The organism is Candidatus Zixiibacteriota bacterium (assembly GCA_026397505.1).
GTDB lineage: Bacteria > Zixibacteria > MSB-5A5 > GN15 > PGXB01 > JAPLUR01.
In genome coordinates this window covers 1-13,307 of sequence record JAPLUR010000019.1, presented here as the reverse complement: position 1 = coordinate 13,307, position 13,307 = coordinate 1, and the positions used below count along the sequence as shown (strand labels likewise).

Here is a 13,307-nt window from a genome sequence, read left to right as displayed (position 1 = left end):
TTGCGGATGTGACTATCAAGCGCTCTTAATTCCGGGCGGTTGATTTGGGAGGAATCGGCGGTTTTCTCTGCGGTGTCCGGCAGCGGCGGAAGCGGAGCCGTGTCGGTCGGAACGATTTCCTCGTCGGGCGGCAATCCGATTTGCCGGATCAATGACAGGGAAGCGTTTCTCCTGGTAGTCTCTTTCTCAGCCATAAGCCGCAGAGCTTTCTGATAGGCGAGATCGGCATCAAGAATATCGACCGAATCGGCCAACCCGGCCGCATGCAGGTTGCGGACATCAGTGGCGATGATCCCGATTCGTTCCAGCGAGGCTCCGGCCGAACCGACCAGCGACTGAGAAAGTAGCAGGCTCAAATATGCTTTGCGGGACTGATAAGCGGCGTTAAGCCGTTCCGATTCGAGATTCAAGGTTCTGAACTGCATATTTTCTTGCTGGATTCCGATCTGATGGGAAATTTTTCCGCCGGTGAAAAGGGGAATCTGCAGTTTCAAATCAGCCTGATAGTTTTCGTGGGAGCCAAGTTCCATTTTCTTGAAGCCGAATTGGACCGACTGCAAATCATCAACATAAAACGAGGCGGCATTCAGCGAGAGAGTGGGATAGCGGAGCGAACGGGCGGAATTGTAATCATACATGGCGGAGGCAGAATCATGAACGGAAATTTTGACCTCATACGAATGTTCCTGCGCCAGTCTGATAGTTTCGGCCAGCGATAGCCTCACCTCGCCCCTGGCCTGAGGACAGAAGAGAAGGACTATCAAAGTTAAGACAATAGCGAATGGTTTATTATCTGGCTTTAAGGCCGTACAAAAAGAGGTCGACCACCTCTTTCTGACGTTTTTCGCGGAAATCTTTTTCATCTTTTATCTCCAGAACAGAGTTTATAACCGGTGAGGCCAGCAGGTAATAAAGGTTCATGCCGATAAACGACACCATCGCCTGCGTGCTGTCAATTTCACGGAATAAGCCTTTTTCCTTTCCCTCGTCAATGATACCGAGCAAGGTCTTATTCAATCCTTTGGCCGACATTATCCTGGTGAAGGTATCACGGACTCTTTCGCCGCCGGAGGCCAGTTCGCGGAGGAAGATAGGGGCAAAGCTCCGGCGCTGGCGAAACATGAGATTGAAGAAACCGGCCATATTGTAAAGGAAAGAATCGATATTGTGATCGCCGGGGATATTCAACTCGAGGAAATTGCCAATCTGTGTCAGATGATCCTCAATTACCTTCTGGTAAAGTTCATCTTTGGAATGAAAGTGATAATAGATCATCGCCTTGTTGATTCCGGCCCGGCGGGCGATCTGTTCGACCCGGGCGCCATACAGGCCGTTTTCGGCGAATTCCTCACGCGCCGCCTCGAGGATTTTGCGTGCGGTTTCGGATCGGTTGGCAGTAATAGAATCCATATTATAACTAACCGTTTAGTTTAACTAACTGGTTATATAATAAAAAAATAGGATTGTCAAGGATTTTTCAATTTTTGTCAAGTCGTTGATTTGTAGTTCTTTAAATCCGAAATCGGATTGATATTTAAGGCAAAAAAAGAGGCGTCCCGGATTAGCCGGGACGCCCTAGCATTGGACAATTCGGCTATTCTCCTTCCTTATAACCCTCGGCCAAAGCGAATTCTACTTTATAAGTTACCCAGACCGATACTGGCTTTTCTTTCTGCTTGGCCGGGGTATATTCGCATTTTCTAGCCGCTTCCAACGCCGCTTCTTCGAAATCATAACCCATGGCACTACATTTAAGGGCTTTGGCTTCGATCACCTTACCATTTTCATCGACCAGGGCCTTAATCCAGACTATCCCTTCGATTTTATTTGCATTGGCGGAATCCGGGTAAGCCGGGGTTGCTTCAAAAACCATGACAGGCGGCGAATCAACCGCCACAAAGTCATTCTCGCCGCGGTATTTCTTATCTCTGGCATCAGTGGAATTAATAAAAAGGCAGAGAAAGAGTAATGGGAAGGCGTAGAACGCGATTGATTTGATTCGCATACAACCTCCCACGTTTGAAGTTTAAAAACTCCCGATGGGATGTCTTTCGCGAGGAATCTCTATAATCAATATCGCAAAATTATTGTTTTTGTCAAGCGCAATCTTATGCATACCTCTGAGTAAATTCTGTCAGGGACTTTATGTTATTTGATAAAGAGGCATAACCTTCATTTAAAGTCAAGCGGGTATTCCCGTTAATCTTATTTATCCAAAACCAAATCTACACAGAGGAATTTACACTATTCCAAAAGGAATTTATAGAACGCCCCCTGCTCCCATGTTAATTATTTGCAATTCAAAGCGTTATGCCTCAGAATTCCAATTAAACAATCATCCCATCAGTCTCAGCAGAGTGCCGAGGGTTTCAATAAGGAAGCTGCGAATCAATGAATCGGCGATTAGTTATCCGAACTCCCTAATTTTATATCCCCCGATTCCCACCCAAGCTGCCGACAAATCCTGGACCCGGCGACCAGCCGATGCACATTCTTCTCTGCTGCAACCATGGTTTGAGAGTACGAGATTAAATAATCACCCTCGTTTTGGAAAAAGAACTTGACACTGGCCGGCTGCCGATTTATCTTCCGTTCGGGAAAGACTCATCCGATACGACATCCGGTTTACAGCAACGATGGAGGTCTCTATCTTCTCGCATAGTTGTGACGCACGGATTTTGCATACACCTCGCGGTCCCCCGCGCATCGGAAATGGAATGCTCCCTTCGGAGTATTCTTTATTAAAATGATAACTACGGATATGGCCCTTATCAGAAGGAGCGTATAATGGCCAATGAAGAAATCATGAAAGCGCTGGAAGAAAGCGGTCTGCGATTCAGACTTACATCCGCCGAACAGATGGGAATTGACACCGGCATTGTGGCCTGTCAGGTCGGAACGCCCCAGACAGGCGGCTGTACCAGTTGTCAATATGGATGTATGTCCACGGGATGTGACCAGGTTTGGTGCGCGGCTGATGGATGCTACAATACTTGCAGTGCGGGTCGCTGTACTTCCGCTCATGGATGTTATAATTGGTTTGCCGCATTTAAACCTACGTAAGTGGTGGCCAATGGTAAACGGTACGCCGGCTAACGGCGTACCGTATAAACTATAACCAGCCGATTCCAAGGAGTTCAAATAATGGATTATGTGGGAAATGAAATCTATGTTGTGGCTCCCTCGGTGCGTCTTCGAAATGAGGGAAAATATGTAATCGTCGCATTCCCCGGCCCTGCTGCGACACCGTTCATCCGTTTAGACCCGATAGAGACAGTAGTGACGACTCTATTCGATGGAAAAAGAACCTGTGATGAGGTAGCCGAAATAAGCTCGGTCATGGTGTACGATGAAACCGCTGACCGGAGAGACGAAGCCAAAACCATGCTCCAAAGAGTACTCCAGAAATATTCCCAGCCGCAGGGGGGTGTCGAAACACCTCTCTTGATTCCGTTGTCGACCTTGAATCAGAAACAACGCAACCAAATTCCCTATTACCGGACGACCGATTACATCATAAAAACGGAAAACTATCGCCCCAATGACACCCAATTATCGTTCCCCCTTAGCGTTCTGTGGCTTCTGACTAACGAGTGCCAGACCAACTGCCAGTACTGTTACATGGAAAAGCAACCTGTCACCAGGGAGAACCTATTACCCTTCGAAAGGGTTAAGGAAATCGCCGAGGAAGCTTCCCAAGGCGGCATGATGGCTATCTACGTTTCAGGCGGGGATGTCCTTTGCTACCCGCATTTATTGGATTTTCTCGGATTGATGAGTGAATATGAATACCAGCCGACCGTGCTGGCCACCAAGTCCTATGTTTCCCTTGAGACGGCCCGGCGCCTCCTTGAATATAGATATGTGAAAGGCATTCAATTCAGTATAGATTCAACCGTCCCCGAAATCGCCGATTTTCTTGTGCAGTGCCCGGGATTTGTCGAAAGAACTATGACCTCGATTCGCAATTGCCAGGAAGCGGGATTTAAGACCATTGAAGCGAAATGTGTCATTACACCATATAATCTACCTGCGATTCCTAAGCTTTATCGTGATTTAAAGGCCATGGGGCTGTCCGAGATTCGCCTGGCAACCTATTGCAAGAGCGGTTATCATCACAGCGACAGATTATTTAATCATCCGGAGGATTACCATTGGCTCGACAAGCAGATCATCAAGTTAAATGCGGAGTTTCCGGCCGATAAAATCTTCTATCAGAACGGCGCCCCTCAAGTCATGCCAAGACCAAAGGAGGAAGTCGGGGAGACTTGGAAGAGAAGAAGCGCTTGTACGGCGGGCCGGTCGAATCTTACAATTTGCGCCAACGGCAGGGTAGTGGCCTGCGAGCAAATGCCGGAGCGGGAAGGAGATTATCTGGGCGATTTGCGGACGCAATCCATATTGGATATCTGGCATAGCAAAAAGGTGGATGAATATCTGCTGCACCCTTCGCGGGAGAGCTTCAAAGGCACCGCCTGTTTTGAATGCGAAGAGTTCGACGAGTGTCAATCCTCCTATGGGCAATGCGTCAGAGATTGTGTCGTTCATTATGGTACCCGATGGTGCCCGTCGCCCATATGCCCCCGGGCGCCCGAAAAGTATATGAGAACGATGTAGCGCCGAGCGGAACAATGGCTTATATTATATATTATTAGAATGAGAGCAATGATTCAATCATTATGGCAGCGCGCCTTTCAGCCGTTGTCTTACCTCTGGCGGCTGCGAAGCGTGGTCCGACGCTATCGCCGGCATCTCATCGGCCTTGGATTGCTGGGTACCGCCGCCTCACTGCAGCCGATGATTACACCTCAGGTCACCCGGGAGATTATCGATGTGGCCTATCCTGCTCGGGATTTCCACTTATTCTTCTTGCTCACGGCCTTCATTGTCGGGCTGAATCTCATCACCGCGGTTATCGAGTCGCTGGCCACTTATCTTTCAACGTATGTCAATAATCTGATCACTTTCAGAATCCGCATGAAAGTTTTCCATGCCTTGAACCGGGTGCCGGTATCTTATGTCGAATCGCATCACTCGGGGATGTTTCTGGAACGGATCGCCGGCGATGCCGACCAGACTTCGGGGATGCTTTCCGCCATCGTTCCCCAAGTAATCTCGCTTCTTTTGACGACGGTGTTGACACTGGTGATGATGGCGAATATCAGTTCCCTTGTGACTGTGCTGGTTTTGGCCATCATACCCCTTTATTACGTGACCAGCAGTATTCTGGCACTTAAGCTGCGCGTGTGGCAGCAACGGATGAGAATGAAGGATGAGCAATTAACCACCGGCGCCATCGAGGCGATCCAGGGTGTGCCGACGGCGAGAATTTTTGGAATCGGCAACTGGCTTAGGAAACTGTACACCGGATTGCTCCGCGACAAAATCAAAATGTCTTTCGGCATCTGGCGCGTCCAACTGATTTACGGCCGCATGAGTTGGGCGGTGTCATATTTCTGGGGGATTCTGCTTACTTTCGGCGGCTGGTATCTTGTTTTTCAGGATCGGCTGACGCTTGGTGATGCGGTCGCACTGGGCATGTATATACCTCTTTTGTTGCGTCCGGCGCAGCAGTTGCTCGGCCTGTACCAATCCCTAATTGCCTCTTCTGTCCCGGCCCAGCGCGTGACCGAGGTTTTGGACGAGGCGCGGAAGACAAACATGGTGTCGGCCCATGACGGTTTCCGACTTACGGAAGGTGTGCGGCTTCAAGGCGTCAGATTCGCTTATCGCGATAATGCCTGGTGCCTGAACAATATTTCGCTCGATCTCAAATTCGGCGAAACAGTCGTGATTGTCGGCGCCACCGGAAGCGGTAAAACTACCCTCATGCGGCTCCTCGCCGGCATGTTTGATACCTACGAGGGAGATATTCTGGCCGATGGCATCCCTCTTTCAAGTATCAGAACCTCCTCGTATCAGGCCAATGTCGCCATGGTAATGGCCGATAATTTCTTCTTCAGCGGCTCAATCATGGAAAATATGCGCATGGCCGGTCCGAATATCGATCAATCCCAGGTAAGAGAGACGGCGAAAATCCTTGCGCTTGATAAATGGCTGGAATCGCTCCCCAACGGCTACGATACTCGGCTGGGAGTCGGTGGTATTCGTCTCTCCTCAGGACAGACCCAGAAAATCGCCGTCCTGCGAGCCCTCTTGAAAAAACCGCGCTTGCTCCTGCTGGATGAACTCACCTCCGCTATGGATGTCGAATCGGAACGCCGCATCCTTGACGGCTTGCAGGTACTTCGACCGGCCGCCAACATGACCATCCTGACCACGCACCGGCTGGCGCTGACCCGCGAGCCATGGGTAAATAAGATTGTCGTGCTGGATGATGGTGCTATCGTGGAACAGGGGTCGATTGATGAGTTATATGTTCGCAACGGCGAGTACCGCCGCCTGATGGAGTTGGCCGGACTTGGGCGGTTGAATTGACCGGGACATAGCCTGCTCTTAGACTATCCGAATCATTCTAATCCTGATCAATTGCAATGCCGCTCCTGATGGGATGTCTTTCGCGAGGAATCTCTACCATTAATATCACAAAATTATTGTTTTTGTCAAGCGCAATCTTGTGCATACGACTGGGGATTATGTCAACAAGTGGGTCTGGCTGGTTATAGGGTCGCATAATTCCTATCGATTGTCTGGACTAAAGGCTAACCGGAAAATATTGACAAGGAGCCCGCAAGCTATTGACTCGCGGGCTCATCACAACTGGTTTCAGGCTCCAAATGCGTGCTGAACAAACTCCTTATCCGACCGTGCGATACTGTTTCCGACAGCAGCAACGAATAATAAGAATCAAGATGAGCAAGAGAAGCAGTAATATCAGGGCGAATATTAGACGCAGCAGCCAGCAAGGCAAACATCCTTCCTCGGTCGGTCGTGGAGGAATCTTGCTTCCGACATATTTGGTTAACAAGGCCTCTCTGGTTACGCTCTCACCCCGGTCAGTCACTCCCATACTTCTGATGAGAAACGTATAAACGCCTTTCTGCGAAGTTTTAGTAAAATCAAGCCCAAAGGTGGCGTCATGATTATTACCGTCATTGTGCTGCCCGTCATCATAAAGGAGTTCGGAAACGGAAGAACCATCAGGTTTTGTCACGGTCGCAGTAACGGTAGCCTCAGGATTGGGCCACCAGGCTTCGGAAGTCTGAGCGATGATATGTATGGGCTGTCCTTCCAGAACTTCACCGGGAGTAAGGGATGCCTGCAACCGATAGTCGGAACCGACCGAGGCCATGACGGCTATCGGTATGCTGTTGGGCATCGAAGCTGTCACGTTGAGAGATGTCAATTCGCTCACCATTCTTTCGGGCACGGGTTGCAGGTAGACTTTCCAGGTGCCGGCGTAACAGTCGGACATATTTCTTGGCGGGAATTTGACTCGAACGAGTTTGCAATTGCCCCATGATTTGACATGCACGCTGATTCCACCTATGGCCGCTCCCGATTCCATGATTTGACCGGTAGGGTCCTGGAGCATGACACGGAATTCCATCCCTTTGATGCGGAAGAGGTCGCTGACCGCAAGAAAATCGGCACTCCGATCTGACGTTACAATGTCAATTGTCGTTACCAAAATTGGTGACGGTGATGGCGCCAGCACATAAAGGGGATCGAGCACAATCTGTTGCCCGGTAGCCGCTGCGAAGACTTTGAAGTAAAAAGCCTCGAGAGCATAGCGATTCTCGCCGGAAAGTGATTCGAAAACCTGAAAGAAAGCGCCATTGTGCTCGGAGATCTCCTGGAACTTGGAAACCTCAATTCCCTCGATAGCGTAAGGATCGGTTTCCAATGGATCGCCAATACCGACACAGTAAATTCGGAGGTTTGGGTTGGCCGTAAAGATGGGATCTTTGACATCGGCGATCCAGGGAGCGACATTCTCCTTGCCGTCGGTTAGAAGAATCATGGCGGAGGCATTTGCCGCCGGGCTGGAGCTGTACTGGGCGGCGGCGGTCTGCATGGCCCCGCCGATGCAGGTGCTTCCATCCGGCAATAGTTCCCCGGTTATATCGTTCAGGAGAGTCTGAGCCGCGGCCCGATTGGTTGAAATCGCCGCCAGCGGGATAGGCGTAGAGTTGTTCTGGTTATACTTGGTTATTCCAAGCCAGTCCCAGGTATCACGGACCAGATTGGAATAGAGAGTACCGGCCATACTGGCGGCCTCAATTTTCCGAACATCTCCGGCCTTGCCATCCATGCTCCCCGAACGGTCCGTGACAAGCATGGTGGATAGTGGGATCGGATCGGTGCCCATGCCGTGCAGATTAACTGTATGTGAAGTAGGCGGTTCCTCATTGGTGTTGTCGATGACCAAAACGACATCCTTATTTCCGGTCGTGGTCGGATGATAAGTCATTTCATAGAGTTGGAAGGAGCCCGGGGCGATCGGTCCTTTAGGTCCCAGGTCGAGCGTGAATTCACTTACATCCGGGTCGGCCGGGTCCTGCAGAGCAATATCGAAAGTCAGGGGTGCGTCGCCATCATTGCCGATCTTTATCGCCTGGTGAAACGAGTAATCGATTTCGACTTCACCATAATCGATATCGGTGGTATACAGATGCAGTCTCGGTACCGGATGGTGACCCAGCGCTTGCAGTTGCACTGTTTTGGAATCGCTATATCCCCCGCCGTAATCAGCCACAACCCGAATCTCACCCGTATAAGTTGCTTCGGCGGTAACGGTTGCTCTGATGGCAAGATTCTTTGATGAGGAGCCATTGATATTGCCGACCGCGCTGCCGCTGGGAAATGAGAAAACGCCGCCGGCATCATCGATCATGGTGACGGTGACAGTCATTGCAGCATCACCGGTGTTCTCGATATTGAGATTCTTAGTAACCTGATTGCCGGGCGGCGGCAATGTCCAGTCGGCCGAACCGACGTCAAAAGTGGACGGGACCGATAATTCTCCCCGCGGCACATGAGCCATCGCGGTAAACGAGAGCTGACGAGAATAAGCCACACTGTTGCAGGTGTAGTTGACCGTTATGAAGGCAGAATAAGGCGTGCTATTAATTAATCCCCCAGGGGCGCAGAATCTCACTTTGAATGTAAAACTTGCCCCCGGATCGAGAGTCCCCGGAATTCCGCTGAGATCGAGTTGGAAGGCCGGATGACCCGAGATAATCCCCCCGATACTAAACGACATATTACCGTTGTTCTTGAAAGTAGCGGTTTTCCAGGCGCTGCAATTACCCGTATTGACATCGTCGAAATCACTGGAACCTACGGTTAAGTCTCCCGAGCAATTGGGCGGGCCGGACCAATATTCCACGCAGTAATCCCCGCCCCATTGAGCCGACGGCTCAAGACGATAAGTTCCTGCGTCAATCTCAGCATCAAAAACCCAATTAATAACGGGGTCACCCATATCCCAACTGTAGGCCTCGGTCCAATCTGTTTTGCGAATGATGAAAAAACCGCTGCGTCCGCCGCCGCAACTCTTGTCGATGTTGAATGCGGTAAGGTGAACCTTTTGTTTGAATTGCAGAGTGAAATCGGTATAGCAAACACAGTCGCCCGAAGGGGGCAGACCGCCAAGACACGCCTCGGCGGGGTGTGGTTGGGTGCAATTCATACAATCCTTTATGGCGCATGCGACAGCATCGTAACCGGATGCCTCCGGTGTTAATGCCAGCAGCAGGGTCGTTACCGAAAGCCCCATAAAACAAATCAGGGAAATCGTTTTCAGGTAATGACGTAATATTGATGGATTCATAATTATTCCCCCAAAAACAGGTTGAGGACTCAATTAGTTTTATAGTTGACAGATTATCAATTTATGGAAAAACCTCCTTTCCCGACCCTGCGAGGATAATCAGGCCGCATAATGGTATCCCAGTCGCGGCAAGATAACAGCCGATAGAATTCCTGAAACGCGAGCGTTCAAGATACTCCATTTCCAATTTAGTTGCCCGGTCAAACAATAGCATCAATCTGCAATAGCAGGACTGATTCTATTGAGCAATTAATATCCTTAACGGCGATGTCCCCGGTTTGACAGAAGGCTGTCAACCGTCGAGAATATCTTAACTGATGCTTTTGGATTATGCAAGCGGAAAATCAAGGTAGGCCGATAAGTTTTCAATTAACGTGCACAAGGTATGCCGCCATGGTCCAGCGGTAAAACCGCCATATCGGCAAGGTGTAAAACACCTCGGTGGACAGCATTATCAGGTTGATGCGGCAAGCGGAAAATGAGCAAATAGGATGGATTTCTGCTCTTGGAAACGGGCTCTTTTCAAACTCTTACCAGTTTCCGGTAGCGGTTGCGGCGGTTTTCGAGAAGTCTGCCGCCGGTTTCTTTCCGCCGCCACTCTTCATATTCCTCGAAATTCCCCTCGAACCAGCGAACTTTCCCCTCACCCTCGAAAACCAGCACATGAGTGCAGACACGGTTGAGGAAAAAGCGGTCGTGGCTTATGACCAGAGCGCAGCCGCCGAAATTCATAATCGCTTCCTCCAGCATCCGGAGTGTGTTGACGTCAAGGTCGTTGGTTGGCTCATCGAGCAGGAGGACATTGCCGCCGACTTTGAGAACTTTGGCCAGATGCAACCGGTTACGCTCGCCGCCGGAAAGTTGGCCCGCCATTTTCTGCTGGTCAGGTCCTTTAAAACCGAACCGCGCAAGGTATTGCCGCACCGGGACAGCACGTTTCCCCAGAAAAATTTCATCAGCGCCACCGCTGACCTCATCGAGAAGTGAGACATCTCTGCCAAGGGTTTCCCGCCCCTGGTCAACATAAGCGAATTTTACCGTTGTGCCGATCTTGACCTCGCCGATATCCGGTTTTTCCTCGCCGGTAATCATCCGGAAAAGCGTGGTTTTGCCGGTCCCGTTGGGGCCGATTACGCCGACTATGGCCGAGCGGGGAATATTGAAAGTCAGATCGCTGAAAAGGAGCATATCACCGAATTGCTTGGAGACATCTTTGAATTCAATCACCTGCGCGCCCAATTCCGGGCCGGGGGCAATCTGGATGACGGCGTTATCCTCTTTGGCGGCCGCTTTCTCGCGGGCCACCAGTTGTTCATATTGCAGAAGGCGGGCGTGAGAAAGCTCGTGCCGTTCCTTGTTGCTCATCTTTATCCAGGCCAGTTCATGTTCCAGAGCCCTGGCGCGGGGCGAGTTTTTTTTCTCATCGGCGGCCAGTTTGGAGAGTTTCTGCTCCAGCCAGGAGGAGTAATTCCCCTCGTAGGGGATACCACGGCCGCTTTCCAGTTCCAGAATCCACTTGGTGATATTGTCGAGGAAATAGCGGTCGTGGGTGACTATGATAACGGTCCCCGGATAATCGCGCAGTTGCGATTCCAGCCAGTCAACTGTTTCGGCATCAAGGTGGTTGGTCGGCTCATCGAGCAGTAGTAGATCGGGTTGTTCCAGAAGCGCCTTGCAGAGAGCGACGCGCCTTTTTTCGCCGCCGCTCAAGGTGCCGACAATGCGGTCATCATCGGGAAGACAGAGCGCATCACCGGCCAGAGCCAGTTTCTGGTCGAGATTCCAGGCATCGGAGCTGTCCAGCTTATCCTGAAGTTCGCCCATCCGGTCCATCGCCTTCTGCATCTCATCATCGGATAGCGGTTCGGCCATTTTGTCGGTGAGGTCATTGTATTCCTGCAGAAGCGCCATCTGCCCGGCGAATGCCTGCTCGAGAGTCTGGCGGACCGTAAGGCCATGATCCAGAGACGGTTCCTGCTCGACAATACCGGCGCGGTAATCGCCCAGGATTTCGGCTTTTCCCTGGAATTCATCATCGAGGCCGGCCATGATATGGAGCACGGTTGATTTGCCCGAGCCGTTTTCGCCGACAATGCCGATTTTGGCGCCGGGGTAGAAAGAAAGGTAGATATCTTTTAAGACCTGTTTTTGCCCGTAGAATTTATTCAATCCGAGCATGGTGAAGATGAATTGCTCCGCCATCGCCGGCAGCTCCTTTCGAAGAGTTTTATCAATTTTGCGACAGGGGAAAATACGGAATCGGCCGCCGCCGTTCAAGTGGAATTATCGGTATTATCGGGCACTCAAGATGCAGTATCTTCGGCGCATAAAGGAAGATATTTTGGAGATGATCAATATGCCGGCGATATCAAACCTGAAATTATTTTCAACAGCTTCCTCAGGTCCTCCGGGGTAAGGGGCGTGCCGTCGCGGTTTATGTCTGACGCCGCAACCTGCCCGGCTACGTTGACCGTAAACGCTCCCAAACCATGCAAGAAATAATTAGTATAGACCACCGCATCGCCGGGGTCATAGTATACTCCGTTCAGATTAATATCGCCCCCGGTATTTGGAGCAGAATCGGAACAGACCATATCGGCGCCGCCATTTTTGAGATTAATGAGCCGAACGGGATTTAAAAATTGTCCCGCACCAAGGCATTCCTCGGGGGCTCCGAAATAGGTCGGCAATGTTGAAACAGGCTGAGCAATATCCAGATTATCGGGAGAATATACATTTTTGGAAATTCCGGTTGTATCTGATGTACCATCGATAAATAGGATGTTATCGCTGCATCCTTTCCAGATAAAATTGACCGGGAAGAAATTACAGGCGAAAGTGCGGTCGATAGTACTATAGAAATTCAAATAAAAAAGAGCGGTTCCATTGGGAATAGGGAGGCTTGTCGGAAGATGGGCGCCGTCCTCAAGGTTGGCGATACCAAAAATGCTGACGGTGCGAAACCGATTGGGGATTTCTCCCGAAGTTACAGTGTCCATTGAATAGCTGAAATACTCCCATTCAAAGGCGCCGGGAATATTGAAAATCTCGCCGGGTGTTATTTCATAGAGAGTCAGCATTTCGGGGTTGTAGGCGATGCGGAAAGAGAAGCGGTCGATATTCCCCGTGCCGGAAGTTTTGGTGACCGGAATAGATAATTCCTGCCCCTGGATACTGTTGCTAAGCTTGCCGATTTCAAATTGAAATTGTGCCGAGGCCGGTATGAAGAAAATTATGATGCCCAGGAAAACGGCGACGATAAACAGCGCTGATCTGGCGGCCCGAAAATCAGGGGACATTTGTTCCTCCACAGTCAAGGTTAGTGGCGATGATTCAGTCCCTTAGCAAGGTGGAATATCGTTCACTTTCTCAAAAAGGTATCAAGTGCAGACCTTTATGTCTACAATATACTGCCGGAAGTCGATTTTGGCAAGAGAATTTTGCTGTGGCACGGCAGAGCTCCCGATCTGCGGGTTTTCGTCCGGGCAAGACGGCAGACGTGGACCCGCCAGGCGCGGGCCGGGCACAATATTTGGGTTCGTTTTTCAAAATCCGGCACCTCTTAAAACCA

At 50.4% G+C, this 13,307-nt stretch carries 9 protein-coding genes; 3 read left to right on the top strand and 6 right to left on the bottom strand.

Going from position 1 to position 13,307, the window contains the following annotated elements:
• The 3 genes from NT002_00890 to NT002_00880 form a co-directional block, all read right to left on the bottom strand.
• A partial coding sequence (locus NT002_00890; protein ID MCX6827829.1) for a TolC family protein occupies nt 1-863 on the bottom strand: 863 nt, incomplete at its 3' end.
• Entirely contained in the window at nt 790-1,410 is a 621-nt protein-coding gene (locus NT002_00885; protein MCX6827828.1) for a TetR/AcrR family transcriptional regulator, read from the bottom strand. The genes NT002_00885 and NT002_00890, both read right to left, overlap by 74 nt.
• A gap of 184 nt (nt 1,411-1,594) precedes the next feature.
• Nucleotides 1,595-2,005: an energy transducer TonB gene (locus NT002_00880; protein MCX6827827.1), complete on the bottom strand. Its 411-nt coding sequence runs from the start codon at nt 2,003-2,005 to the stop codon at nt 1,595-1,597.
• A 782-nt stretch (nt 2,006-2,787) separates the two neighbouring features.
• Between NT002_00880 and NT002_00875 the strand changes: the two genes are divergently transcribed.
• The 3 genes from NT002_00875 (at nt 2,788) to NT002_00865 (ending at nt 6,438) form a co-directional block, all read left to right on the top strand.
• A complete protein-coding gene (locus NT002_00875) occupies nt 2,788-3,063 on the top strand; it encodes a hypothetical protein (GenBank protein ID MCX6827826.1) in 276 nt (91 codons plus the stop codon).
• An 81-nt stretch (nt 3,064-3,144) separates the two neighbouring features.
• Nucleotides 3,145-4,617, top strand: a complete 1,473-nt coding sequence (locus NT002_00870) for a radical SAM protein (protein ID MCX6827825.1) — start codon at nt 3,145-3,147, stop codon at nt 4,615-4,617.
• A 48-nt stretch (nt 4,618-4,665) separates the two neighbouring features.
• Entirely contained in the window at nt 4,666-6,438 is a 1,773-nt protein-coding gene (locus tag NT002_00865; protein MCX6827824.1) for an ABC transporter ATP-binding protein, read from the top strand.
• Between the two features lie 319 nt (nt 6,439-6,757).
• On the opposite strand, the gene NT002_00860 is transcribed toward NT002_00865, so the two are convergent.
• From NT002_00860 to NT002_00850, 3 genes are all read right to left on the bottom strand, one after another.
• A complete protein-coding gene (locus NT002_00860; GenBank protein MCX6827823.1) occupies nt 6,758-9,736 on the bottom strand; it encodes a choice-of-anchor D domain-containing protein in 2,979 nt (992 codons plus the stop codon).
• Nucleotides 9,737-10,258: 522 nt separating this feature from the next.
• Nucleotides 10,259-11,938 (bottom strand): energy-dependent translational throttle protein EttA, encoded by a 1,680-nt coding sequence (ettA, locus tag NT002_00855; GenBank protein MCX6827822.1) that lies wholly within the window; start codon nt 11,936-11,938, stop codon nt 10,259-10,261.
• Nucleotides 11,939-12,087: 149 nt separating this feature from the next.
• Nucleotides 12,088-13,035, bottom strand: coding sequence for a hypothetical protein (locus tag NT002_00850; GenBank protein ID MCX6827821.1), 948 nt, complete (start codon nt 13,033-13,035; stop codon nt 12,088-12,090).
• Between the last annotated feature and the right edge of the window lie 272 nt (nt 13,036-13,307).